The 24,104-nt window shown below is 65.0% G+C and carries 21 protein-coding genes; 7 read left to right on the top strand and 14 right to left on the bottom strand.

Annotated elements, in window-relative coordinates; translation table 11 throughout:
* Positions 1-65 precede the first annotated feature (65 nt).
* Both KG088_RS15135 and rplQ read left to right on the top strand, forming a co-directional pair.
* A complete protein-coding gene (locus KG088_RS15135; RefSeq protein WP_213826738.1) occupies positions 66-1,064 on the top strand; it encodes a DNA-directed RNA polymerase subunit alpha in 999 nt (332 codons plus the stop codon).
* 39 nt (positions 1,065-1,103) lie between these two features.
* The gene (gene rplQ / locus KG088_RS15130) at positions 1,104-1,496 is read left to right on the top strand and encodes a 50S ribosomal protein L17 (protein WP_089797125.1); all 393 of its coding nucleotides are present in this window, start codon (positions 1,104-1,106) and stop codon (positions 1,494-1,496) included.
* Between the two features lie 126 nt (positions 1,497-1,622).
* Here the strand turns inward: rplQ and uvrA are convergent, their stop codons facing one another.
* A complete protein-coding gene (gene uvrA, locus KG088_RS15125) occupies positions 1,623-4,493 on the bottom strand; it encodes an excinuclease ABC subunit UvrA (RefSeq protein ID WP_213826736.1) in 2,871 nt (956 codons plus the stop codon).
* A 163-nt stretch (positions 4,494-4,656) separates the two neighbouring features.
* Here uvrA and KG088_RS15120 point away from each other — a divergent pair, with 163 nt between their 5' ends.
* The 4 genes from KG088_RS15120 (at position 4,657) to KG088_RS15105 (ending at position 8,417) form a co-directional block, all read left to right on the top strand.
* On the top strand, positions 4,657-6,045 hold the full coding sequence (locus KG088_RS15120) for an MFS transporter (RefSeq protein WP_213826734.1): 1,389 nt from the start codon (positions 4,657-4,659) through the stop codon (positions 6,043-6,045).
* A 103-nt stretch (positions 6,046-6,148) separates the two neighbouring features.
* Positions 6,149-6,718, top strand: a complete 570-nt coding sequence (gene ssb / locus KG088_RS15115; protein ID WP_213826732.1) for a single-stranded DNA-binding protein — start codon at positions 6,149-6,151, stop codon at positions 6,716-6,718.
* 47 nt (positions 6,719-6,765) lie between these two features.
* Complete coding sequence (locus tag KG088_RS15110) at positions 6,766-7,659, top strand: sugar nucleotide-binding protein (RefSeq protein ID WP_213826730.1); 894 nt, start codon at positions 6,766-6,768, stop codon at positions 7,657-7,659.
* On the top strand, positions 7,656-8,417 hold the full coding sequence (locus KG088_RS15105; RefSeq protein ID WP_213826728.1) for a lysophospholipid acyltransferase family protein: 762 nt from the start codon (positions 7,656-7,658) through the stop codon (positions 8,415-8,417). Before KG088_RS15110 ends, KG088_RS15105 begins: the two co-directional genes overlap by 4 nt.
* 94 nt (positions 8,418-8,511) lie before the next feature.
* Here the strand turns inward: KG088_RS15105 and fabB are convergent, their stop codons facing one another.
* From fabB to KG088_RS15050, 11 genes are all read right to left on the bottom strand, one after another.
* Positions 8,512-9,729, bottom strand: coding sequence for a beta-ketoacyl-ACP synthase I (gene fabB / locus KG088_RS15100; protein ID WP_213826726.1), 1,218 nt, complete (start codon positions 9,727-9,729; stop codon positions 8,512-8,514).
* Positions 9,730-9,742: 13 nt separating this feature from the next.
* On the bottom strand, positions 9,743-10,258 hold the full coding sequence (gene fabA, locus KG088_RS15095; RefSeq protein ID WP_213826723.1) for a 3-hydroxyacyl-[acyl-carrier-protein] dehydratase FabA: 516 nt from the start codon (positions 10,256-10,258) through the stop codon (positions 9,743-9,745).
* Between the two features lie 70 nt (positions 10,259-10,328).
* A complete protein-coding gene (locus KG088_RS15090) occupies positions 10,329-10,871 on the bottom strand; it encodes a DUF2878 domain-containing protein (RefSeq protein WP_319941450.1) in 543 nt (180 codons plus the stop codon).
* Positions 10,868-12,136, bottom strand: coding sequence for a class I SAM-dependent methyltransferase (locus tag KG088_RS15085; RefSeq protein WP_213826719.1), 1,269 nt, complete (start codon positions 12,134-12,136; stop codon positions 10,868-10,870). The genes KG088_RS15090 and KG088_RS15085 overlap by 4 nt, the downstream gene beginning before the upstream one ends.
* A complete protein-coding gene (locus KG088_RS15080) occupies positions 12,133-12,897 on the bottom strand; it encodes a DUF1365 domain-containing protein (protein WP_213826717.1) in 765 nt (254 codons plus the stop codon). The genes KG088_RS15085 and KG088_RS15080 overlap by 4 nt, the downstream gene beginning before the upstream one ends.
* A complete protein-coding gene (locus KG088_RS15075) occupies positions 12,894-14,219 on the bottom strand; it encodes an NAD(P)/FAD-dependent oxidoreductase (RefSeq protein ID WP_213826715.1) in 1,326 nt (441 codons plus the stop codon). The genes KG088_RS15080 and KG088_RS15075 overlap by 4 nt, the downstream gene beginning before the upstream one ends.
* Positions 14,216-15,019: an SDR family NAD(P)-dependent oxidoreductase gene (locus tag KG088_RS15070; protein ID WP_213826713.1), complete on the bottom strand. Its 804-nt coding sequence runs from the start codon at positions 15,017-15,019 to the stop codon at positions 14,216-14,218. The genes KG088_RS15075 and KG088_RS15070 overlap by 4 nt, the downstream gene beginning before the upstream one ends.
* Before the next feature lie 110 nt (positions 15,020-15,129).
* A complete protein-coding gene (locus KG088_RS15065) occupies positions 15,130-15,564 on the bottom strand; it encodes a nuclear transport factor 2 family protein (RefSeq protein ID WP_213826711.1) in 435 nt (144 codons plus the stop codon).
* A 40-nt stretch (positions 15,565-15,604) separates the two neighbouring features.
* Positions 15,605-17,035, bottom strand: coding sequence for a deoxyribodipyrimidine photo-lyase (phrB, locus tag KG088_RS15060; protein ID WP_213826709.1), 1,431 nt, complete (start codon positions 17,033-17,035; stop codon positions 15,605-15,607).
* A gap of 29 nt (positions 17,036-17,064) precedes the next feature.
* A complete protein-coding gene (locus KG088_RS15055) occupies positions 17,065-17,979 on the bottom strand; it encodes a MerR family transcriptional regulator (RefSeq protein ID WP_213826707.1) in 915 nt (304 codons plus the stop codon).
* A gap of 166 nt (positions 17,980-18,145) precedes the next feature.
* Positions 18,146-19,204: an NAD(P)/FAD-dependent oxidoreductase gene (locus tag KG088_RS15050; RefSeq protein ID WP_213826705.1), complete on the bottom strand. Its 1,059-nt coding sequence runs from the start codon at positions 19,202-19,204 to the stop codon at positions 18,146-18,148.
* A gap of 89 nt (positions 19,205-19,293) precedes the next feature.
* Between KG088_RS15050 and KG088_RS15045 the strand changes: the two genes are divergently transcribed.
* Complete coding sequence (locus KG088_RS15045; RefSeq protein WP_213826703.1) at positions 19,294-20,199, top strand: TIGR01777 family oxidoreductase; 906 nt, start codon at positions 19,294-19,296, stop codon at positions 20,197-20,199.
* Between the two features lie 9 nt (positions 20,200-20,208).
* Here the strand turns inward: KG088_RS15045 and rapA are convergent, their stop codons facing one another.
* Together rapA and KG088_RS15035 are read right to left on the bottom strand one after the other, a co-directional pair.
* Positions 20,209-23,154 carry an RNA polymerase-associated protein RapA gene (gene rapA, locus KG088_RS15040; protein WP_213826702.1) on the bottom strand — a complete coding sequence of 982 codons (2,946 nt, stop codon included), beginning with the start codon at positions 23,152-23,154 and terminating at the stop codon, positions 20,209-20,211.
* 145 nt (positions 23,155-23,299) lie between these two features.
* On the bottom strand, positions 23,300-24,100 hold the full coding sequence (locus KG088_RS15035; RefSeq protein WP_213826700.1) for a TlpA family protein disulfide reductase: 801 nt from the start codon (positions 24,098-24,100) through the stop codon (positions 23,300-23,302).
* Positions 24,101-24,104 lie beyond the last annotated feature (4 nt).

The following is a 24,104-nucleotide window of genomic DNA, read 5'->3' as shown; positions in this document are numbered from 1 at the left end:
GGCCTCCGTGAGCGGGGGTCGGTCAGAGTACCGAGTATCCGTTTGGCAGCCTGATAGGTGTTCATATGCAGCGTTCAGTGACAGAGTTTCTCCGTCCTCGCGACATCAAGGTCGAAGAAATCAGCGCACACCACGCAAAGATCGTGCTCGAGCCCTTCGAGCGTGGCTTCGGCCATACCCTGGGCAATGCACTGCGTCGTATCCTGCTCTCGTCCATGCCCGGCTGTGCCGTGGTGGAAGTCGAGATTGCTGGCGTCGATCACGAGTACAGCGCGATCGAGGGTGTTCAGGAAGATGTCATCGAGATCCTCCTGAACCTCAAGGACGTGGCGATCAAGATGCACACTCGCGACGAGGCGGTGCTCTCGCTGAACAAGCAGGGCCCGGCCGTCGTAACCGCGGGTGATATTGCGCTCGACCATGATGTCGATATCGTCAATCCCGATCACATCATTGCCCACGTCAACGAGGGTTGCGAGCTCAAGATGCAGCTCAAGGTGGCCAGAGGTCGTGGCTACGAGCCCGCCGACGTTCGCAGCGAAGCCGATGACGAGTCACGTACCATCGGCCGTCTGCAGCTGGATGCGACCTTCAGCCCTGTGCGTCGTGTCTCCTACTCCGTCGAGGCGGCACGTGTGGAACAGCGCACCGATCTCGACAAGCTGATCATCAGCCTGGAGACCGACGGCACCCTGGATCCTGAAGAGGCAATCCGTCGTAGCGCCACCATCCTGCAGGATCAGTTGGGTGCGTTCGTCGACCTGGAAGCCGACAAGGAACAGGAAGTGGAGGAGGAGCAGGATCATATCGATCCCATCCTGCTGCGCCCCGTAGACGATCTCGAGTTGACCGTTCGTAGCGCTAACTGTCTGAAAGCCGAGAATATCTACTATATCGGCGATCTCATCCAGCGTACCGAGGTGGAGCTCCTCAAGACGCCCAACCTCGGCAAGAAGTCTCTGAACGAGATCAAGGACGTTCTGGCAGCCCGCGGTCTTTCCCTTGGCATGCGGCTGGAAAACTGGCCGCCGGCAAGCCTGAAGGACGATAAGGCCTCCGCGTGAGCGTCATCTCGAGTCCAAGTTTGGTAAGGAATTACAACCATGCGTCATCGTAAGAGTGGTCGTCACCTCAATCGCACGAGCTCGCATCGTCAGGCCATGTTCAAGAACATGAGCGTGTCGCTGATCGAGCACGAAGTGATCAAGACAACCCTGCCCAAGGCCAAGGAACTGCGTCGCGTCATCGAGCCGCTGATCACCCTGGCCAAGCAGGACAGCGTCGCTAACCGTCGTTTAGCCTTCAGCCGTACTCGCTCGAAGGAAGCGGTCGGCAAGCTCTTCAGTGAGCTGGGTCCGCGTTACGTCGAGCGTCCGGGCGGTTACGTCCGTATTCTCAAGTGTGGCTTCCGCACCGGCGACAACGCGCCCATGGCCTTCGTCGAACTGGTCGATCGTCCGATCGTCGAGGACGAGGAAGTCGCCGTCGAGGAGTAACGCTCGACAGTGGGCTCCGGCCTGGCAGCGCAACAGCAAAACCGGCTCCTCTCGAGGAGCCGGTTTTTTTATTAGCTGAAAGCTCGAAGAGCGGTGCTGCGCGCCTGGAGGCGGGTTCTGGCTCGGTCAGGTCTCTGCCGTGCTCGTGGCCCGTGTCGCATGGCTCGCTACTTGACGTTCCAGCAGCGGCTTGAGGAAGCGCCCGGTATGCGATGCCTCCATGCGCGCCACCTGCTCGGGGGTTCCTTCGGCAATGATGCGCCCGCCACCGGAGCCGCCCTCCGGGCCGAGGTCGATCAGCCAGTCGGCGGTCTTGATCACGTCGAGGTTGTGCTCGATGACCACGATGGTGTTGCCATGATCGCGCAGACGGTGCAGGACGGTGAGCAGCTGGCGAATGTCCTCGAAATGCAGGCCGGTAGTCGGCTCGTCGAGGATATAGAGGGTCTTGCCGGTGTCGCGCTTGGCCAGTTCTCGAGCCAGCTTGACGCGCTGCGCCTCGCCACCGGATAGGGTAGTGGCGCTTTGGCCCAGACGAATATAGGAAAGCCCCACGTCGAGCAGGGTCTGGAGTCGCCGTGCGATGGCCGGCACCGGGCTGAAGAAGTCGAGAGCCTCCTCCACGGTCATCTCCAGCACCTCGTGGATGCTCTTGCCCTTGTAGTGAATCTCCAGGGTCTCGCGGTTGTAACGCTTGCCCTGACAGACATCGCAGGGCACGTAGATGTCGGGCAGAAAGTGCATCTCGACCTTGATCATCCCCTCGCCCTGGCAGGCCTCGCAACGCCCGCCCTTGACGTTGAAGCTGAAGCGGCCCGGTTTGTAGCCGCGCGAACGCGCCTCCTGGGTCCCAGCGAAGAGTTCGCGGATGGGTGTGAAGATGCCGGTGTAGGTGGCCGGATTGGAACGCGGCGTGCGCCCGATCGGGCTCTGGTCGATGTCGATGACCTTGTCGAGCTGGTCGAGTCCCTCGATGCCGGTGTGCGCCGCGGGCGTCAGGCTAGTGGCCTTGTTGAGCTCGCGGGCGGCGATGGGCATCAGGGTGCCGTTGATCAGCGTCGACTTGCCGGAGCCGGAGACGCCAGTGATGCAGACGAACAGCCCCAGCGGCAGGCTCAGGCTCACGTCCTGCAGGTTGTTGCCGCTGGCGCCGGTGAGGTGCAATACCTTCTCCGGATTGCCGGGGATGCGCCAGGGCGGTACCTCGATGCGCCGAGTGCCGGAAAGGTACTGGCCGGTGAGCGAGTCGGGCGCGGCCATGATGTCCTCGGGCGTGCCCTGGGCGACGATATGACCGCCATGCACACCGGCGCCGGGGCCGATGTCGATGACATGATCGGCGGCGCGAATGGCCTCCTCGTCGTGTTCGACCACGATGACAGTATTGCCGAGGTCGCGCAGACGTTCGAGGGTCTGCAGCAGACGGTTGTTGTCGCGCTGATGCAGGCCGATGGAGGGCTCGTCGAGGATATACATGACGCCAACCAGGCCGGCGCCGATCTGGCTGGCCAGGCGGATACGCTGGGCTTCGCCGCCTGAGAGCGTCTCGGCGCTGCGTTCCAGGTTCAGGTAGTCGAGGCCGACGTTGACCAGAAATTCCAGGCGTGCATGGATTTCATTGACGATCTTCGCGGCGATCTCGCCGCGGCGACCGGGCAGCGCGAGCTCACCGAAATAGTCCCACGCCTCGCCGATGGGCAGATGGACGATCTCCGGCAGGGTATGGTCGTCGATGAAGACGTTGCGCGACTCCTTGCGCAGCCGCGAGCCCTGGCAGGTCGGACAGGGCTGCACGGCGATGAAGCGGGCGAGTTCCTCACGGACCATGGTCGACTCGGTCTCACGATAGCGCCGCTGCATGTTGGGCAGTACCCCTTCGAAAGGGTGCTCGCGGGACACCTTGCGCCCACGGTCGTTGACGTAATGGAAGGCGATGTCATCGCTGCCGCTACCGCGTAGGATGACCTCGCGCTCGTGGCGTGCCAGGTCCTGCCAGGGCGTTTCCAGCGTGAAGCGGTAATGGTCGGCCACCGATTGCAGCTGATTGAAATAGTAGACGCTTCGCCGGTCCCAGCCCTTGATCACGCCCTCGGCCAGCGACAATGCCGGATGGCTGATCAGCTTGTCCGGGTCGAAGACCTGCTGCACGCCCAGGCCGTCGCAGGTGGGGCAAGCGCCGGCCGGGTTGTTGAACGAGAACATGCGCGGTTCGAGTTCTGCGATGGAGTAGCCACATATCGGGCAGGCGAAGCGTGCCGAAAACGCCATGTCGGCCTGTTCGCCGTCCATGAAGTGGATCATGGCGACCCCATCGGCCAGGTTAAGCGAGGTCTCGAAGGACTCGGCCAGGCGCTGCTGCAGCCCTTCGCGTACCTTGAGGCGGTCGACCACCACGCTGATGTCATGCTTCTTGTTCTTGTCCAGCGGGGCAATATCGTCGAGCTCGAGCACCTGGTCGTCGATCATGGCGCGCACGAAGCCTTGGGCGCGCAGTTCGGCGAGCAGCTGCAGGTGCTCGCCCTTGCGTCCCTTGACGACGGGGGCGAGCAGCATCAGCTTGGTCCCCTCGGGAAGGGCGAGTACCTGGTCGACCATCTGCGAGACGGTCTGGGCCTCGAGATCCTCGCCGTGCTCGGGGCAGCGCGGTGTCCCTGCCCGGGCGAACAGCAGGCGCAGGTAGTCGTAGATCTCGGTGATGGTGCCCACGGTGGAACGCGGGTTGTGAGAGGTCGACTTCTGCTCGATGGAGATCGCCGGCGACAGCCCCTCGATGTGATCGACGTCGGGCTTCTCCATCATCGACAGGAACTGGCGGGCATAGGTGGAGAGGGACTCCACGTAGCGCCGCTGCCCTTCGGCGTAGAGCGTATCGAAGGCCAGCGATGACTTGCCCGAGCCGGAAAGGCCGGTGACCACGATCAGCCGATTGCGGGGCAACTCCACGTCGATCTGCTTGAGGTTATGGGTGCGGGCACCCCTGACCAGAATCTTGTCCATTCTCACCTCGAGACGCGCGGCAAAGGATCGATTATACGTGTCTCGCCACCCGACCGGCAAAGCGCATCCCGGCTGTCGGCTTTCCCTGCCGGGTGGCGAGCCGCTAGAATAGTTGGTCCATCTTCGGTCGCCATGCGTCTGCCTACGGAATCCCGGAACGTTTATGCGAAAGGTCTCAGGACTGCTGTTAGTGTCAGAGCGGCGCGCCATCACCGGCCTCGCGGGTCTCTATGCCACCCGCATGCTGGGCCTGTTCATGGTGTTGCCGGTACTGGCGCTCTACGCCGACGACCTTGCCGGGGCAACGCCGCTTTTGGTGGGGCTGGCGCTGGGGGTGTATGGACTGACACAGGCCATTCTGCAGATCCCTTTCGGTCTGCTCTCTGACCGTCTGGGGCGCAAGCCGGTGATTGCGGCCGGTCTGGGGCTGTTTCTGATCGGTAGCGTGGTGGCCGCTGCCGCCGACACCATCGGTGGGGTGCTCCTGGGCCGCTGTCTACAGGGTAGTGGCGCCGTGGCTGCCGCGATCATGGCACTGCTTGCCGACCAGACTCGCGAGCAGGTGCGTACCGCCGCCATGGCCACCATCGGGCTGTCCATCGGGGTCGCCTTCGCCGTGGCCATGGTGCTGGGTCCTTGGCTTGCCTCAAGCTTCGGCCTTGGCGGGGTCTTCTGGTTTACGGCTGGGCTGGCGGTGCTGGGTCTCGTCGTGCTGTGGAAGCTGGTGCCGCCGGCTCCGCGCCGGTTACGCCATCGCGACGTCGGTCTCGACCGCGAGCAGTTGCGCTCGATCCTGAGGCGCGGCGACCTGTGGCGGTTGGATCTGTCGATCTTCTCGTTGCATTTGATTCTGATGGCAATCTTCGTCGCCGTGCCTTTCCGGCTCGTCGAGGCGGGCGTCGCCGTCGAGCGCCACGGTCTCACCTATCTGGGCGTCATGGCCCTGGCCTTTCTCGCCATGGTGCCGCTGGTGATTGTCGCGGAGAAATGGCGCCGCATGAAGGCTATATGCCTGCTGGCGATTGGGGCGATTACGCTCAGCCTCGCCGGGCTGGCTGGCTTGGCCTCTGGATGGTGGGGGTTGTTCGGCTGGCTGCTGCTGTTCTTCACTGGCTTCAATCTGCTCGAGGCGACCCTACCTTCGATGCTCAGCAAGTTGGCCCCGGCAGGGGCCAAGGGGACGGCGATGGGCATTTACTCCACCAGTCAGTTTCTCGGCGCCTTTCTAGGCGGCCTGTTGGGCGGTTTGCTGGCCCAGCAATGGGGGCTTTCGGCAGTGTTCGCCGGTTGTGCGTTGCTGGGCATGGTGTGGCTGGCACTGATGGTCGGCATGTCAGCACCGCCTAATCTGGCCAGCGAGGTGGTGGCCCTCGACGCCGACACTCCCGAGGCGGCGATGGACACCTTGATGGCGCGCTTTGCCGAGGTGGCCGGTGTCGAGGACGTGCTCGTGGTGCCCGAGGAACGGTTGGCCTATCTCAAGGTCGATCGCCGGCGACTCGATGAGCAGGCCTTGGCGCAATTGATCGCCTCACGGGACCCGAGCGCCTGAGCCGCGTATGATTTGACGCATGGTGCGGGGGCGTCACCCCTCATTTTTATCTCCATCAGTACCAAGACCCTACCCACTCAATCAACAGAGCAAGGAGTTCACCATGGCCCGCGGCGTCAATAAGGTTATTCTCATCGGCAATCTCGGCCAGGATCCGGAGGTGCGCTTCCTGCCTTCCGGTAATCCGGTTGCCAATCTGCGGCTTGCCACCACCGATACCTGGATGGATAAGCAATCTGGTCAGCGCCAGGAGCGCACCGAGTGGCATACCTTGGTGATGTTCAACAAGCTCGCCGAGATCGGCCAGCAGTACCTGAAGAAGGGCTCGAAAATCTATGTCGAGGGCCGCCTGCAGACGCGCAAGTGGCAGGGGCAGGACGGACAGGATCGCTACAGCACCGAAATCGTTGTCAACGATATGCAGATGCTCGACTCTCGCGGCGGCGGCGATATGGCACAGTCCGGCAATCAGGGTGGCGGCTACCAGGGCCAGGGCGGGCAGTCTCAGGGAGGCTACGGCAACGCGCTGCAGCAGGGGGGCGGCCAACCCCAGCGACCCACCCCTCAGCCGGCGCCAGCGCAGAGTGGCCAGCAGGGCGGCCAGCAGCAGGGCAACTATGGCGCTCCCGATCCGGGCAGTTTCGACGACTTCGATGACGAGATCCCATTTTGAATCGACGCCAAGGAATGCGTTGCACTGCCGCTTGCGGAGACGCCTGAGTGAAGCTGTTGATACTGGATGCCGGGCATTGCCTGAGCCTGGCTTTGGCACGCGAGGCCAATCGGCGCACCGATACCGAACTAATGATCGAGGCCGAGGTGTCGACTACGCCTGAGCGCCTCGCTGAGGTTTCGCCGGAGGCACTGGTCATACCTCCGCTGTCACGGCCGATCATTGCCGAGCCAGCAGCCGTCACGGCCCATGCCGAGTCGGTGGAGGCGTGCATGGAGGCCTGCGTGGCCTGTGATGTGCCGCTGGTGTGGTGCGTCTCCGACCAGCTCTACGAGGACGGCTTCGCGGGGCCGATCGGTGAACACGTCGTCCCCAGGCCGCGTGACGAGAGTCTGCGGCGACTGGTGATGACCGGGGATCGCATTCGTGCCGAGGCGCCACGACACCTGATCGTCCGATTGGGGCCCCTGTTCGCCCTGGAAGGCAGCCATGCCTGGCTCGGCGAGCTGATTGATACGCTGGTGACCGGCGGCGAGTGTCGAGGGGAATCCGATGTGGTCTTCTGCCCGACATCAGCCGATGCCGTGGCCATGGCACTGATCGGTATGTTGCAGCAGCAGGCCTGTGGGGCCGGTGCCTGGGGCAGCTATCATCTGGCCGGCACCGAACCGGTCAGCGCTTATACGTTCATTTCCATGGTACGTACCCAACTGGTCACGCGTTTGGAAGGTCGTGGTGAACGGCTTGAACTGGGCACCGTGAAGGCTCTCAAGCAACACCACGACCAGCCGCTTCGCCGCGTGCTCAATTGTCGTCGGGTGCTTGAGGTGTTCGGCGTTCACCAGAAGCCCTGGCGCCTGGAGGTGGGGCGCATGCTCGATTGCTGGTGTTACGTCAACGAGCCGCTGATACCGGGCAGCAAGGCCGGGGAGAACTCATGAATGCGCTGCGAAGCCTGCTCTTTTACGCGGGCTACTTCCTGGCAATGCTGGTGTGTGGGTTGCTCTTCGTGCCGGTGTCGCCATTGTTGCCGTTGCGAGATCGCTATCGCCTGCTTAATCTCTACAACCACTTCATCATCGCCTGGTTCCGCCTCGTGTGCGGCGTACGCTACGACATTCGTGGCCTGGATCGCTTGCCATCCGGCCCCTGTGTGATCCTGGCCAATCACCAGTGCGAGTGGGAAACCGTCTATCTTCAGTTGCTCAAGCCCCCGGTGTGCACGGTCCTCAAGAAGGAGTTACTGAACTTTCCGATCTTCGGTTGGGGGCTGCGCCTGCTGCACCCGATCGCCTTGGATCGCTCGAAGCCCGCACGTGCCATCAAGCAGGTGTTGGTACAGGGTAAATCGCGTCTGGATGAAGGCCTATCGGTGCTTATCTTTCCGGAAGGTACCCGGATGGAACCCGGGCAGCGCAAGCGTTACACCAAGAGCGGCGCAGTAATTGCCTGTCGGGCGGGGGTGCCGGTGGTTCCGGTCGCGCACAATGCCGGTGAGCGTTGGCCGGCTCGGCACTGGGTCAAGAATCCAGGGCGACTGTCGCTGGTAGTGGGCGAGCCGATCGAGACGGCCGGTCGGACGGCAGAGGAGGTGTTGATCGAGACAGAGGCATGGATCGAGGCACGACTCGCCGAGATCTCCGAGGTGCCGCGTCCGGCGACCCCCGAACCGGCGATCGCAGAGAAGCCGCCGCTCTGATTGCGAGACACCCGTCGAGCCGGGTTAAAGCTCGAACGCAAGAGGCGCCCCGCGGGGGCGCCTCTTGCGTATTGGCTCACTGAAAGCGGGCGGTTCAGTGGCGGAGCTTTTCCAGCACGAGACAAGCGTTGGTGCCGCCGAAGCCGAAGCTGTTGGACAGCACGCGCTCGACCTTCACGCCGTCGCGACGCTCGGTGACGATATCGAACCCTTCCGCCTGGTCATCGCGTTGATTCACGTTCGCCGAGGCGGCGATGAAATCGTTCTCCATCATCAGCAGCGAATAGACCGCTTCCTGCACGCCCGTGGCCCCCAGCGAATGGCCGGTCAGCGACTTGGTAGAGCTCATGGCCGGGGTGGTGTCGCCGAAGACCTCGCGGATCGCCTTGAGCTCGGCCACATCACCCACCGGCGTCGAGGTGCCGTGGGTGTTGATGTAGTCGATCTTGCCATCGAGGCCCGTCATGGCCTGGCGCATGCAGCGCATGGCCCCCTCGCCGGAGGGGGCGACCATGTCGTGGCCATCGGAGGTGGCGCCATAGCCGACCACCTCGGCGTAGATCTTCGCCCCCCGCGCCCTGGCGTGTTCGAGTTCCTCTAGCACCAGCATACCGCCACCGCCGGCGATGACGAAGCCGTCGCGCGTCTGGTCATAGGGGCGTGAGGCCGTTTGTGGGGCATCGTTGTAGTGGGTCGACAGGGCGCCCATGGCATCGAACAGGCACGAGAGCGTCCAGTGCTCCTCTTCACCGCCACCGGCGAATACCACGTCCTGCTTGCCCATCTGGATCTGCTCCACGGCGCTGCCGATACAGTGTGCCGAGGTGGCACAGGCCGAGGATATCGAGTAGTTGACGCCCTTGATCTTGAACGGCGTCGCCAGGCAGGCGGAAACGGTGCTGCCCATGGTGCGCGTCACGCGGTAGGGGCCGACGCGACGCAGCCCCTTCTCGCGCAGCAGGTCGGCGGCCTCCACCTGATTGGCGCTGGAGGCGCCGCCGGAGCCAGCGATCAGGCCGGTACGCTCGTTGGACACCTGCTCCTCGGTCAGCCCCGAATCCTCGATGGCCTGGGCCATGGAGATATAGGCATAGGCCGCGGCATCGCCCATGAAGCGAAGCAGCTTGCGGTCGACGAGCGCTTCAAGGTCGATATCCACCACCCCGGCAACCTGACTGCGGAAGCCACGTTCGGCGTATTCCTCCTTGAAACGAATACCAGAGCGCCCGTTCCTGAGCGCCTCGAGGACCTGTTGTGCATCGTTGCCGAGGCAGGACACGATGCCCAGGCCGGTGACTACCACTCTTCGCATGGGAGCCTCCTGATCAGAAATTCGCGGTGGAGGTGAATAGGCCGACACGCAGGTCATTGGCCTGATAGATATCGCGCCCGTCAACGGCCACGGTGCCGTCGGCCATCCCCAGGATCAGACGCCGGGTGATGATGCGCTTGATATTGATCCGGTAGGTGACCTGGCCGGCATCGGGCAGGATCTGTCCGGTGAACTTGACGTCGCCACAACCGAGGGCACGACCGCGGCCGGGATAACCCAGCCAGCCAAGATAGAAGCCCACCAGCTGCCACATGGCATCCAGGCCCAGGCAGCCAGGCATCACCGGGTCGCCGGGGAAGTGACAGTCGAAGAACCAAAGGTCGGGATGGATGTCGAGTTCGGCGAGCAGCTCGCCCTTGCCGTGGTCTCCGCCCGCTTCATGGATGTGCGTGATACGGTCGAGCATCAGCATGTTGGGCGCCGGTAACTGGGCGTTCCCGGGGCCGAATAGCTCGCCACGTGAGCAGGCCATTAGTTGGTCGCGATCGAAGGAGTGTTGCTTGGTCACTGAATCATTCCGATTGTCGAGCTTTATTGTACCGAGGGCGGCATGCCGCCGCCGGGCGGCCCAACCTAGTCTACTGTTCGTGGCTGGCAAATGCACGTCGCCGGCCGCCTCCTCGATAGCCTCCCAGGCATCGGCTTAATGCCAGGCAGATCAGCGCCCAGGCCAGCGCCTCGAGGGGCAATAACCAAGCTGCGAGTTCCACGCCCGACAGGCGGGCACCGGCGAAATAGGACAGCGGGCCGCTAGTCGCCCCGCCGAGCATCGCCAGCCACGGATACCGCCACAGCCATGCCAGGGAATGATGCAGGAGGCTGGCGAACAGCGGCCAAAGCAGCCATAGCCAGAGCGGCAGAACGCCCAGCAGGCGAGGTTGATCGCCCAGATCGAAACCGCCGGCCAGTGACAGGCCGCCGTCGATCACCAACCCCAGCACCGCGAAACCGGCCAGCCAGCGCCACTCCCTTGGGTAGGCAAGAAAACGCAGGTGCAGCGCAAGGATCACCCCGACCACCATGGCGCCCACCAGCGAGCCACCGACCACGCAGGCAAACCAGCCGAGCTGGAAGGCCGCCAGGTTGAGCAAGGTGGCCGCGAGGCCCTCGGGTCGATTCACGGCTCGCCCGCCAGGGTCGCCGGCCGAGCGCCGGGACGTGCCAGTAGCATATGGCTGGTGCCGATGGTGCGCTCGAGAAAGCCCCCTTCGCAGTAGCATAGATAGTAGCGCCACATGCGGATGAAACGCTCCTCGTAACCGAGTTTCCTGACGGTTTCCAGGTTGGCCTCGAAGCGATGGCGCCACTCGCGCAGGGTACGGGCGTAGTGGGGGCCGATCTCGTCGAGCGACAGCAGGTTCAGGGAGGTGCGCCGCGACAGGCCGTCGAGGATGGCGCGATGCGACGGCAAAAAGCCACCGGGGAAGATGTAGCGCTTGATGAAGTCCATCTCGCGTTTGGCCTCCTCGTAGCGCTGGTCGCGAATGGTGATCGCCTGGAGCATGGCCATGCCGTCGTCGGTCAGCAACCGGTCGAGGGTGGCCAGGTAGGTATCAAGATACTGATAGCCGACCGCTTCGATCATCTCCACCGAGATCAGTCGATCGTAACGGCCCTCGAGTTCCCGGTAATCCCGCTTGAGCAGGGTGATGCGCTCGCCCAGACCCTCCTCCTCGATACGCCGGGCGGTGTGCGCGTACTGCTCCTCGGAGATCGTGGTGGTGGTGACGCGGCAACCGCGGGTTCGGGCGGCATGAATGGCGAGCCCACCCCAGCCGGTGCCGATCTCCAGCAAGTGATGCTCGGGGCGCACATCGAGCCGGTCGAGCATCAGGTCGAGCTTGTGGGTGGAGGCTTCCTCCAGGCTCGCTGCGGCGTGGGGGAAGACCGCGCTGGAGTACATCCGGTGCTCCCTGTCGAGGAACAGGGCGAAAAGGTCATTGCCGATATCATAGTGGGCGGCGATGTTGCGCTTCGAGCCCTCCCGGCTGTTGCGTTGCAGTCGATAAAGCGCGGTGAGCAACCAGCGGCCCAAGCGGGCGCTGCCGTTCTCCATCTCGCCGTTGACCCGCTCGAGGTTGGCAGCGAAAAGGCGCACCAGCGAGACCAGGTCATCGACGTCCCAGTCGCCATCCATGTAGGACTCGGCGGCGCCTACCGTGCCGCCGAGCGCCATACGCTTCCATGCTCGGCCGTCGCGCAGGACCAAATTGACTTGCAGCGGCCCTCCCTGGCCTAGATGGTGGCGCTGGTGGCCAACGATCAAGGTGATGTTGCCCCCCTCCAGGCGATCGAGCTGGGCGATCAGCCGTGGCTTGAGCCAGCGGGTCAACAGGTCGGGTTCTGATGCCAGGGGGCGGGTCGTGCCGGAGCGAAGCGTGTTCACGACGAGGATTCCTCACGGGGCGGGTGATCGTGGATAGGCACGCGCTTGGCCCATAGCCGCAGCGCCTCGAAATGGATGCCGGCCAGCGTCTTCAGGCTCATCCAGGGCTGGCGTGCCAGGGTGGCGAGCAACACACCGCGGGTAGCCGGACGGGCCTGCAGCGTCAGGGTGGCTTCGAAATGCCGACTGCCGTCCTTCCAGTTCTCCATGTGCATGGCAAGTTGTTCGCCGGGGGTGTTGAAGCGCCAGCGGTAAGTCATGTCCATGGGGTTGAAGGGCGAGACATGCATCGCCTTGGCAAACTCGGCGGCGTGGCTGTGGCGGCGCGGCTCGACAGCGCAGGCGTAGCGGGTACGCTCGCCCCAGGGCGTGTTGGACACCTCGCCAAGCACCGCGCGCAGCTCGCCCCGCGAATCGAAGCAGTAGTAGAGCGAGAGCGGGTTGAAGCCCATGCCGAGGGTGCGTAGCTGCGTCAAGAGGCAGACGCGACCGTCCGGGGCGAAGCCGAGCTGGCGAGTGAGTTCCTCGTGGACCGCCTGCTTGAGGGGGCGGTCGTGAGGGGTGAGATAGTCCTTGCGGCGAAAGCGCGCCAGGGCGGGCCGTCGGGCGCTGAACCCTGGCACACCGTCGAACAGCTCAGGCAGCTCGTCGAGGTCGAGCCAGGCCATCCAAACGCGGTACTCGAAAGCATGCTGGCGCGGCTGGAAGCGGCGATGGCGCAGCCGGCCTCGGTAGATCCGTGAGCGGGGGGCGGCGATCATTCGCTGAGCTCCAGGTCGCTTATCCGGACAAGGGACGGTGCGTCGGGATGTGCATCGTCCTCGTCGCAGCCCAGCGACCGGGCGACCCGCAGGGCACTCCAGACGCCATCCTCATGAAAGCCGTTGCGCCAGTAGGCGCCGCAGAAATGGGTGCGCCGCGTTGGGCCGGAAATGTCCGCGTGTCGCGCCTGGGCGGCCTGGCCGGCGAGGCTGAACTGGGGGTGGGCGTAGCGGAAGCGGCCGAGCACCTGGGGCGGGTCGATGGCGTCGCTGTCGTTGAGGGTCACGCAGAAGGTATGCGGGGCCTCGAGCCGCTGCAGGATGTTCATGTCATAGGTCACCGACACTCGGGCGTCGTCGCCGCGGCCGTCCAGGCGGTAGTTCCAGCTTGCCCAGGCACGACGGCGGCGAGGCAGCAGGCGGGTGTCGGTATGCAGCACGACCTCGTTGTCGCGGTAGGGCATGGCGGCAAGAACGTCCCGTTCGGCCGCGCTCGGATCATCGAGCAGAGCCAGCGCCTGGTCGGCGTGGCAGGCCAGCACTACCTGATCGAAGGCCTCGACGCCGCCATCCGTGCGAACCTCGACGCGGTCGACATGGCGGCGGATGCCACGCACCGGTGTCGACAGGCGGATGCCCTCGGCATAGGGTGAGGTCAGCGCCGGAATATAGGCCCGCGAGCCTCCCACCAGGGTGTGCCACTGGGGCCGCTCGTTGACCGAGAGCAAGCCGTGATTGTGGAAGAAGCGCACGAAGAAGGTCAGCGGAAAATGGCGCAGGTCCTCGACGCTTGCCGACCAGATCGCCGCCCCCATGGGCAGCAGGTAGCGGCGCTGGAAATCGCCGCCGTAACCATGGGCGTCGAGATAGTCGCCGAGGGTCATGGCCGGGTCTAGCCGGCCGTCTTCCAGCTCGCGGGTCGCCTCGCGATTGAAGCGCAGGATATCGTGCAGCAGACGGTAGAAGCGGGGCTTGAAAAGATTGCGGCGCTGGGCGAACAGTGTCGCCAGCGTATGCCCGTTGTATTCGAAGTCTTCGGCCGTCTCGTGGACCGAGAAACTCATCTCGGTGGCCTGACTGGCCACGCCGAGCCGCGCCATCAGGTGCTGGAAATGCGGGTAGGTCCAGTCGTTGAAGACGATGAAACCGGTGTCGATGGCGTAGTCGCGACCATCGAGTGTCACATCGATCGTGGCAGTATGGCCGCCCAGGCGGTCATCGGCCTCGAAGAGCGTGACCTCGTAGCGGCTCGACAGGTACCAGGCGGCGGCCATGCCGCCGATGCCGCTACCGATGACCGCGATGCGCGGGGCGGTGGTCATGAGCGTGACTCCGGCGAATCGTCGGCGGACTGGCTGCGTGCCATGCGGCGCCCGACACGGAAGCGCAGCCCCGGCGGCAGGATGCCCAGCAGTTTGACCAGCAACGTGAAGCGACGCGGAAAGTGGATGTCCAGCTTGCGCTTGGCCAGGCCACTCAGGATGGCCTCGGCGGCCTCGTCGACCCCGACGCGCATGGGCATGGGAAAGTCGTTGCGGTCGGTCAGGGGTGTCTTGACGAAGCCGGGGTGGATAACGCTGACGTCGATGCCCTCGGCGTAAAGGTCGAGCCGCAGCGATTCGAGAAAATAACTCAATGCCGCCTTGGAGGCGCCATAGGCTTCGGCACGCGGCAGGGGCAGGTAGGCCGAGGCGCTGGAAGTGGCGGCGATCAGCGGTCGATGCCCTGCCGCACGGGCGCGGCGCAGCAAGGGCAGGGCGGCCTCGAGACAGTTAATCGCACCGTGGAAGTTGGGGGCGAAGACTCGCTCTATCATATCGACGTCAAAGTCGCGGGCATCCAGATACTCACAGGTCCCGGCATTGAGGATGACGAGATCCAGGCCGCCGAAGTGCGTGTCGATCTGTTCACCGGCACGGCGCACCGCCTCGCGGTCGGCGACATCCAGCGGCACCCGCAGGGCGTTGTCACGCTCGCCTGCCAGTTCGGCCAGGGCGTCTGCACTGCGGGCACTGAGGGCCACCCGGTGGCCCTGATCCAGCAGTCGCATCGCCAGGGCACGACCGATGCCGGACGTGGCGCCAGTTAGCCAGATGCGCTGCGTATTGCTCGATGCGGTCATTCAATGCTCTCTCTGCAAGGCTCTTCGGAGGCGTCCGTCAAGATGACTTGGCGTTGGCGTACGGCGTTCGTTGGTGCATTAAGATGTACGCAATTCGATGCCATCCGGATTCACCGGCCCAGTCGCTGTTTGATGCCCTTCACCATCCGGCCCAGTAGTGGCAAGCGTTCGTAGATCATGGCGCCGACGTCGAAGTAATCGCGTTGCTGGGCGACGCGGCCGTCGGCAGCGAAGCGCAGGTGCGAGCAGCCTTCCACCTCGATTGGCTTTCCACTATCGAGTCGCGGGTGGACCAGTTTCATGGTCCAGGTAACGAAGGCGTCGTCGCCCTGACGTTGCGACTGGTGAAAGATGAAATGGCATGATGTCACGTTGTTGTACAGGGACTGGTAATAGGCTTCCAGCGCCGTTATGCCTTCGAAGTGATGAATTGGGTCGTCGAAGGTAACGTCTGCAGAGTATACCTTGTCCAGATTTTTTGTACAGGTTTTGTCGAGCTTATTGAAAAAGGCGCAAAACACTTGCAGGTCCGAGTCCTGGATCATGAGAGTGCTCTCCGAAGAATGAGAGGGTGTCAGCTCGTCGTCAGTCCGACGTCAAACCCTTGAAGGCATCCAGGGCGCGGGCCCGAGCCGCCTTGTGGTCGACGATGGGGGGTGGATAATCGACGTCCGCCAGCAGGTCGCGAGGCGGGTCGTGGCGTGCCTTGGCCGGCAGCTCGGCGAGCTCGGGTAGCCACTCGGCGAGAAAAGTGCCGTTGGGGTCGAAGCGCTGCGACTGGGTGGTGGGATTGAAGATACGAAAGTAGGGCGCGGCGTCGGTACCGGTGGACGCGGCCCATTGCCAGCCGCCATTGTTGGCGGCGAATTCGCCATCGACCAGGTGGCGCAGGAAGAAGGCTTCGCCGAGGCGCCAATCGATCAGCAGATGCTTGGAAAGAAACATGGCGGTGATCATGCGCAGGCGGTTATGCATCCAGCCGGTGGCCACCAGCTGGCGCATGGCGGCGTCGACGATGGGGTAACCGGTCTGACCCGCACACCAGGCCGCAAACCCGGCCTCATCGTCACGCCACGGAAGCTGCTCGGTGTGCGCCTGGAAGGCCCGGTGACGACACACCTGCGGGAAGCCATGCGCGACATGCTGATAAAACTCTCGCCACACCAGCTCGTTGACCCAGGCGACCAGCCCGGCATCGCCCTCGGCGAGGGCGCCGTCGTTTTCGGTCAGCGCCGCCTGCAGGCATTGCCGGTGAGAGATCATGCCGAGCGCTAGATAGGGGGAGAGCTCACTGGTGCCGCGGATCGCCGGGAAATCCCGCTGGCGCTGGTAGTAGCGGCCGCGAAAGCGCAGGAAGCGTTCCAGGCGGTCGGCGGCTGCCGCCTCGCCCGCGGGCCAGAATCGCGCCGGGACAGGCGTATCGGCCGTCTTGTCAGAGAGTTCCGGCGGGGGTGGTAGCGGATCGGCATTGATCGAGAGAGGAGCCTGCGGTGCGGGTGTCTCGCGCAGCGCCAGGCGCTCTGCGGTCAGCTGGCGATGCCAGGACTTCGCAAAAGGGGTGAAGACGCCATAGTAATCCCCCTTGCCGGTGCGCAGTTCGCCGGGGGCGAAGGCCACTGCATCGTGGTGGCCGGTAGCGGTCAGGTCGGTTGCATCGAAAGCGGCGGCCACAGCTTGGTCGCGGCGCTGCTCGTCCAGCGGATACTCATGATTGAAGTGTAGGGCCCTGGCCCCGGTTTCCCGGGCGATGGCCAGCAGCGCCTGCGGCGCCTCGGCAAAGTCGTCGAGTTCGCGATGCAGCAAGGGGATGCCGAGTCCTTCGAGTGCCTCATGCAGGGCGGCGACGCCGCGCGCCCGAAAGTCGAGCTTGTTGGCGCCGTGCCCATGGCGCTGCCAGTGTGGCAGGCAACGCAGATATACCGCGACCACAGGGCCTTGGCGGGCGGCCGCAGCCAGCGCCGTATTGTCGTGAATCCGCAGGTCGCTGCGAAACCACATCAGGACGGGAGAGGACATGGGGTCGCTCCGGCAAGTGGCGGGTCGGTTCAGGCGTCCTTGAGCAGCGAGCCCAGGCGGATGATGGCCTGGGTCAGGTCGTCACCCAGCACCTCGACCCGGGTGGGATCCAGATCATTGGCGCGAATGCGCGCGACCGGGCCGCACAGGGCGAGAGGCACCGCCAGTTGTTCGGCCAGCCGCGGCAGCTGGCGGCGGATCAGGTCCGAGCGTTCCGCCTGACCGCTGGCGAGCAGCAGTGCCGCGGCCTTGAAACGCTCCACGGCCAGGGGCAGCTCGTTGAAGGGCAGCGGGGCGTCGAAGAACTGAACGCGGTAGCCTTGATCGCTGGCGGCGAGTGCCACCATCAGCACCCAGAGATTGCCCGGATCATCCGGCAGCGGCTCGATCAGCACCAATGGCCCGCGATGTAGAAGGTCGGCATGGTAGAGCCGGGTGCCGATGCGGGTGCGCAGGAAGGATTCCAGCGTACGGCGTTGCAACAGCGCGCCGAGCTGATCGTCCCAGCCTTCTTCGAGCTCACTGAGCACCGGTTGCCAAAGCTCGGCCAGACAGGTCGCCACCGGATACAGTGCCAACGACTGGTTGAAGAGCGTTTCCAGGCACGTGAGATCCAGCGCCTCGACGGCGGCGATCAGTTGTCGCCGCTGGGTCGGCCAGTCGCCCGCGGTGGGCGCCGGGGCATCTACCGTCTCGGGTTGTTCGAGCAGCTCGCGCACTTGGCTGACCGGCACGCCTCGGGTCAACCATTGCAGTATTCGCTCGACGCGTTCGATGTCCTCACGGCAATACAGGCGATGGCCCTTGGGGGTGCGTTGCGGGCGAATCAGGCCATAGCGCCGCTCCCAGGCCCGCAGCGTGACCGAATTCACACCGGTCAGCCGCGACACCTCGCGAATCGGATAAAGCGGCGTATCGGCCGGATGGGTCGCCTTGTCACTCATGGGCGGCTGTACCTCGTGTGGTCGTGTATCCCGCCGGATAGAGGTGGCTGGAGTTCTGGGAGTGATTTTGTACAACTTGGGGGTGATGTACAACATCCAGGGCGACTGTTGCGTTCAAGGATAGCGTCGACGACAGGCGTTGTGGGCGTCAGTCATGGAAGCTTCCTTACCGTGAAGCGCTATCTGACGACGGTGTGGCAGCATCGCGCAGGGCCTCGCCGAGATGACGTCCCGAGAGCCAGGCGTCCTCGACCCGAGGGCCGCGCCAGCCGTCACCGCATAGCGCGAGGCCGTCGCGGGACAGCCGATAATCGCGATTGACGGCCTCACCCCGGGCGAAGACATCGGGCTGAGCGTATCGCCAGCGGTGGGCGCCAAGCGAGCTCGGCTTCGGCAGGTGGGTTCCGCTTGGCAAGGCGTCGCGGAACGCCGCGAGCAACTGGGAGGCGATATCGTCGGGCTCGGCCTCCAGGTTCGCCTCGCTCCACGCCAGGTGCGCCAGCAAGCTCAGGCTCTCGCCTTGTGAGCCGCGCCCCGGCTTGTGGTCGTTGCGGCTGACGAAACGCAGCGGGCCCGGGGGCAATCGCACGGCCTGCCAGTCCTCAGCAACGCCGGGCAGGGTCGGTAGCGGCGTCTCGAATCGTGCCCATGCGGCCCAGCAGGGTCGCTGGATGACGGCCTCGCAGGCCTCGGCAAGCGCGGTGTCGTGGGGCGCGGTGAGCGCCCGGGCTTGAGGCGACGGCGTCGAGATCACCACCCGGTCGAAAGGGCCGTGGCGCTCGCCCCGGGCATCGCTGAGCCACCAGCGCTCGGCGTCGCGGTCGAGCCGCTCGATACGAGTGCTGGACGCGAGGTCAAGGCCCCGGGCCAGGTGACGTGCGACGCTGCTCATGCGTGGGGTGCCGATAAAGCGTTCGAGGGTATCGCGGTGCGGTTGCCAGCCCGCCTCATCTGCCTGCCAAAGGGTCTGCGGCCAGGGCGCTACACAGCCAGATTCCTGCCACTCATTCACTTGCTGGCGGAAGGTGGTATCGCGCACGCTGAAGAACTGGGCGCCGAGATCCACGACCGCGCCCGGCAGATGACGACTGGACATCCGTCCCCCTGGCCCGCGACCCTTGTCGAATAGCACGACCGGGCAGCCGGCGTCGTGCAGGGTTCTGGCGCAGGCGAGCCCGGCGATGCCGGCGCCGATGATTGCGGTGGTAGCGGAAGTGGGAGGCATTCGAGGCTCGCGCAGTCGGTGGGCTTTTCCGCTAGACTAGCAGAAGCGTACAACGGCTGTATAACGCATTGAGGCGAGGGAGATTCACCATGCGCGTGTTGGTCACCGGAGGAAGCGGGTTCGTCGGGCAGCGTCTGTGTCGACGGCTCAAGGAAGCGGGGCATCGCCTGCTGGTGGTGTCACGGGAGCCCGAGCAGGTGCGCGATCGGCTTCCCGACGGGGCCGACATCCGCCGCTCGGTCCTGGATTTCGTCGATACGCCGCCCCAGGCGATCGTCAACCTGGCCGGTGAGCCCATCGCGGCGCACCGCTGGAGCGATGATCAGAAAGAGCGGCTGATCGACTCGCGCGTCAACATCACCCGCGACCTGGTGATGCTCTGCGAGCAGCTGAACTCGAGCGGCGGGCATGCGCCGCGGGTGATGGTGTCGGCCTCGGCCATGGGCTTTTACGGCGACCAAGGCGATCGAATAGTCACCGAGGACTCTGTGCCGCATGACGAGTTCGCCCATCGCCTCTGCAAGCGCTGGGAAGAGGCTGCCAACGAAGCGGCAGACTTCGGCACGCGGGTGGCGATCCTGCGCCTTGGGCTGGTGCTCGATGCCGGCGGCGGTAGCCTGCAGAAGATGTTGCCGCCCTTCAAGCTGGGGCTCGGCGGTCGTTTCGGTGACGGCAAGCAGTTCATGCCTTGGGTGCACCGCGAGGATCTGGTGCGGGCGATCCTCTTTCTGATCGACAACGAGGCACTTGATGGCGCCTTCAACGGCAGCGCGCCGCATCCGGTGACCAACGCCGAGTTCACCCGCACGTTGGCCAAGCAGCTCGGCCGCCCGGCCCGCATTCCGGTGCCGGCGATCGTGCTCGAGACGGCCTTCGGCGAGATGTCGCGCCTGTTGCTGACCGGCGCCGACATGCGCCCGAAGCGGCTGCTCGACGCCGGCTTCGAGTTCCGCTTCCCGACCCTCGACAAGGCGCTCGCAGATATTCTCGGTTAGCCGCCTCGGCTAGTCGTCCTCGCCCACCGTCACGATCACCCGGACGGCATCGAGCCGCAACCGGGTGCTGTCGATGGCGGTGTCCAGCGCGGTGCGCTCCTCGCGCAGGGCCTCTAGCTCATCATCGCGCACGGCCGGATTGTGGCGAGCCAGCGCCTCCAAACGACTCAGTTCGGTGTCCAGTTCACCGCGCATGCGGCCGTGCGCGGCCTCGATGATGCTCGGCAGTTCGCGTTCCGCTTCCGCCTCACCCTGATCGAGCAGGTCGCGCAGCTGGTCGTGACGGCTGCGGATCAGGTCGCGAGCGGTGGCTTTCCTGACCTTCTTCAAGGCCTTCGACAGGCCGGTGAACGAGACCTTGCCACTCAGGTTGGCGCCGGACTCATCGAGGAGCACGCGCACGGCGGTGGGCGGCATGAAACGGTTGAGGTGCAGATGCCGGGGGGCGGGACAGTGGGTGCTGAAGATCAGCTCCACCATCAGCCGACCACCGGGAATCGCGGGGTGCTTGAGCAGGGCCAGGGCAGTGTTGCCCATGGGTCCGTCGAGAATCCGGCCCATTATCTCGCGCACCAGCGGATGTTCCCAGGAAAGCCGCTGGACGTCGTCGCGGGCCAGCGCGCGGGAGCGTGAGTAGGTCGCCGAGAAGCCCTCCTCGCCTTGGACCAGACCCGGCAGGCCGTCGAGCATGTGCGAACCCGGCTGCAGATGCAGAATGCCTCTGCCCAGCTCCTGGCTGTCGACACCGAAGATATCCAGGGCCTGGTCGAGATAGCGAGGCAGGGCACGGTCCTCGTCGAGCTCGCGAATCGCGTCGATCACCGCCTCGGCGCGATCAAAGCGACAGGCGTTGAGTTCGAGCAGGCGGTTGCGACCGGCGTTGCGCTCGGTCTGGCGCGCCTCGAACAGCCCCCGGGTTTCCGCGATGACGTCCGCGAGGCTCGTCTCGTCGAGCAGGCTCTCGGCCAGCGCATCGCCGAAGGCGGTGAAGATCTCGCTGCCGATCCCGTGCGGCGCGCTGAAGGCGTCCATGCCCTGCCGGTACCAGTGCAGCAGCCGCTCACCGGGGCTGTCGGCAAAGACCGGGACATGGATCTCGATGGCGTGGCGCTGGCCGATGCGATCCAGGCGGCCGATGCGCTGCTCGAGCTGGTCGGGGTGCAGCGGCAGGTCGAACATCACCAGGTGGCGACAGAACTGGAAGTTGCGGCCTTCCGAGCCGATTTCCGAACACACCAGCACCTGGCAACCTTCGTCTTCATCGGCGAAGGCGGCCGCGGCGCGGTCGCGTTCCACCAGCGACAGGCCCTCGTGGAACACCGGCGCATGCAGGCCGCCGAGCACTCTCAGCCCTTCCGCGAGCCCCAGGGCGGTCTCTCGATCATGGGCGATCAGCAGCGCCTTGCCATCGGCGAATCCGTCCTCACCGGTATCGGCCAGGCGCTCGAGCAGCCAGGCGACGCGCGGGTCGAACTGCCACCATGGCTCGGTATTCAAGGGGTCATGGGGGAGGGCGCGGTACGTGACGTCGGGGTAGACGAGCACCTCCGGGTGGTCGAGGCCGGTCTCGATCAAGAGCTCGTCGAGGTAATCCTCGTCGCGTTCGAGGCGTCGCAGCACACGACGATAGGAATCGGGCAGCTCGAGGCGGCTGACATGCAGGCGTCGCTCGGGAAAACCGCCCACATGACGGCGGCTGTTGCGAAACATCACCCGGCCGGTGCCGTGGCGGTCGAGCAATTGATCGCGTAGCTGGTCGCGGGCGGCGACGTGCTGTTCCGGGCTGGCGTGAGGGTCGGCGAGGGTGTCGAGCAGTGCCAGGCTGTCGGGCTCATCGATCACCGCGGCGACCGGCGTGCGCTCGGCGGCGGCCTGCGGCAGGCGCTCGAGCGCGTCGATCGCTTCGGCCACCGCGACGTAATGCTGCTCTTCCTCGCGGAAGCGCTCGAGGCTGTGATAGCGGTCCGGGTCGAGCAGGCGCAGGCGGGCGAAGTGGCTCGTCAACCCCATCTGTTCCGGCGTGGCGGTCAACAGCAGCATGCCGGGAACGCGACCGGCGAGGCGTTCCACGCAACGATAGCCGGGGCCGCTCTGCTCGGGGTGCCAGTCGAGATGGTGGGCCTCGTCGACGATCAACAGATCCCACTCGCAGGCCTCGACCTGGGCCTGGCGCTCGGGGTTGGCGAACAGCCAGTCCTGGCTTGCCAGCACCAGCTGGCCGGACTCGAAGGGGTTGGTCTCGCCGTGCGCCAGGCTCTGCTGCTCGTCGAGCAGGGTGACGTCGAGGGCAAAGCGGCGCAGCAGTTCGACCAGCCATTGATGAGTGAGGCTCGCCGGCACCAGGATCAGCGCCCGCTCGGCGCGCCCGGTGAGCAGCAACCGGTGCAGGATCAGCCCGGCCTCGATGGTCTTGCCCAGGCCGACCTCGTCGGCCAGCAGCACTCGTGGGGCGTGGCGGCGCGCCACTTCATCGGCGATGTAGAGCTGGTGGGGGATCAGGTCGATGCGGGGTCCGCTGAGCCCGAGGGCCGGATTCTGTTCGACGCGATGGTAATGGTGCAAGGTGCGAAAGCGCAGGTCGAACCAGTCGTTGCGATCGACCTGGCCGCTGAGCAGCCGGTCACGCGCCTGGTCGAACTGCATGCTGTCGGCGAGCCGCGCTTCGGGCAGCTCGCGTCGCTCGCCCTGGTCATCCTCGCCGAGATAGACGATCAGCCCCGCGACCTCCTTGCTGTCATCGACGGTCAGATGCCAGCCATCGGCGGCTTCCAGGCGGTCGCCGATGCTGAAGATAACCCGGGTGAGCGGCGCTTGACGGTTGCTGTAGGTGCGCGTTTCCTGACTGGCGCCGAACAACACGGTGACGCTGCGGGGGTCGACGTTGAGGATGGTGCCCAGGCCGAGTTCGGTTTCGCCGTCACTGATCCAGCGTTGGCCGGGTGAAAAGTCGCTCATGATGCCTCGGAGGATGCGGATTACGTGGCGCCGGGTCGCCAGACTTGGCGATGACGGGGCGACGTATCTTACCGCAAAGGCGGCCGCGGCTTAAGCCTGGCGGCAGCGATTCGACTGGCGTTCCGATCCGCGCTTGCGGGTGGCGTCAGGGTCGCCCCAGCCAGTCGTCAAGCTGGGCGCGGGAGAGCTCGCCGACGTGGCGCTCCACGGGGCGACCCTCGGCATCGAAGAGCATGGTCGTCGGCAGGCCCGGTGATTCGAGCAAGGCCATGAGCCGCTGCTTGGGGTCGAGCAGGGCATGGCGAAACGACAGGCCCTGTTCGTCCAGGTAGCGCACCACCGGCAACAGGTCTTCGCCTTGATTGACGACGACTACCGTGACGCCATCGCGTGCGTCGGCCTCGGCGAGTAGTGGCATCTCGCGCAGGCAGGGCGGGCACCAGGTGGCCCAGAGATTGAGCACCACCCGCTCGCCTTGCAACGAGCGAAGCGCCACACGTTCGCCGTCGAGATTCTCGAGCGCAAGATCAGGAAGCGCCTGGACCGGCATGCCTCCGCCGAAGGGCGCCAGCGTCACCAGCACCAGCCAAAGAGTCGAGGCGCCGATCACCAGCGTCGCGCCGCCGATCAGGCGCAGCAGGTGAGCCCGTAACGCCCAGCCGGTCCAGATCAGCGCGGCCAGCATGCCCCACAGGCCATGAAAGCCGGGCTGCCAGAACTTGAGAACATCCAGCGGCGCGTCGGTGTAGGCGTCGAGGTTGAGGGCCACGTGACCCAAGCGGGCGCCCACCAGCCACACGATGACCAGGCCATTGAACCAGCGGGCGTGTTCGCCGCGCGGCAGGCTGAGCAGCCAGGCGCTGGCGGCAAGCAGCAGCAGGGCTGCGCCAATGGCATAGAGGCGCGGTAGGGAAATCAATACGGGGCCGAGGGCGATGGCATCCATGACG

It is taken from the genome of Halomonas jincaotanensis, assembly GCF_018448785.1.
Lineage (GTDB): Bacteria > Pseudomonadota > Gammaproteobacteria > Pseudomonadales > Halomonadaceae > Halomonas > Halomonas jincaotanensis.
The sequence above is the reverse complement of the archived record's forward strand: the minus strand, read 5'-3'. Positions and strand labels throughout refer to the sequence as shown.

Excerpts from the sequence above, each read along its gene's own strand:
- phrB (WP_213826709.1), bottom strand. The coding sequence starts at position 17,035 with ATGTCCTCTCCCGTCCTGATGTGGTTTCGCAGCGACCTGCGGATTCAC.
- KG088_RS15120 (WP_213826734.1), top strand. The coding sequence starts at position 4,657 with ATGCGAAAGGTCTCAGGACTGCTGTTAGTGTCAGAGCGGCGCGCCATC.
- KG088_RS15105 (WP_213826728.1), top strand. The coding sequence starts at position 7,656 with ATGAATGCGCTGCGAAGCCTGCTCTTTTACGCGGGCTACTTCCTGGCA.
- fabB (WP_213826726.1), bottom strand. The coding sequence starts at position 9,729 with ATGCGAAGAGTGGTAGTCACCGGCCTGGGCATCGTGTCCTGCCTCGGC.
- rapA (WP_213826702.1), bottom strand. The coding sequence starts at position 23,154 with ATGAGCGACTTTTCACCCGGCCAACGCTGGATCAGTGACGGCGAAACC.
- KG088_RS15070 (WP_213826713.1), bottom strand. The coding sequence starts at position 15,019 with ATGACCGCATCGAGCAATACGCAGCGCATCTGGCTAACTGGCGCCACG.
- rplQ (WP_089797125.1), top strand. The coding sequence starts at position 1,104 with ATGCGTCATCGTAAGAGTGGTCGTCACCTCAATCGCACGAGCTCGCAT.
- KG088_RS15050 (WP_213826705.1), bottom strand. The coding sequence starts at position 19,204 with ATGCCTCCCACTTCCGCTACCACCGCAATCATCGGCGCCGGCATCGCC.
- uvrA (WP_213826736.1), bottom strand. The coding sequence starts at position 4,493 with ATGGACAAGATTCTGGTCAGGGGTGCCCGCACCCATAACCTCAAGCAG.
- KG088_RS15080 (WP_213826717.1), bottom strand. The coding sequence starts at position 12,897 with ATGATCGCCGCCCCCCGCTCACGGATCTACCGAGGCCGGCTGCGCCAT.
- KG088_RS15075 (WP_213826715.1), bottom strand. The coding sequence starts at position 14,219 with ATGACCACCGCCCCGCGCATCGCGGTCATCGGTAGCGGCATCGGCGGC.
- KG088_RS15055 (WP_213826707.1), bottom strand. The coding sequence starts at position 17,979 with ATGAGTGACAAGGCGACCCATCCGGCCGATACGCCGCTTTATCCGATT.
- KG088_RS15045 (WP_213826703.1), top strand. The coding sequence starts at position 19,294 with ATGCGCGTGTTGGTCACCGGAGGAAGCGGGTTCGTCGGGCAGCGTCTG.
- KG088_RS15065 (WP_213826711.1), bottom strand. The coding sequence starts at position 15,564 with ATGATCCAGGACTCGGACCTGCAAGTGTTTTGCGCCTTTTTCAATAAG.
- KG088_RS15035 (WP_213826700.1), bottom strand. The coding sequence starts at position 24,100 with ATGGATGCCATCGCCCTCGGCCCCGTATTGATTTCCCTACCGCGCCTC.
- KG088_RS15135 (WP_213826738.1), top strand. The coding sequence starts at position 66 with ATGCAGCGTTCAGTGACAGAGTTTCTCCGTCCTCGCGACATCAAGGTC.
- ssb (WP_213826732.1), top strand. The coding sequence starts at position 6,149 with ATGGCCCGCGGCGTCAATAAGGTTATTCTCATCGGCAATCTCGGCCAG.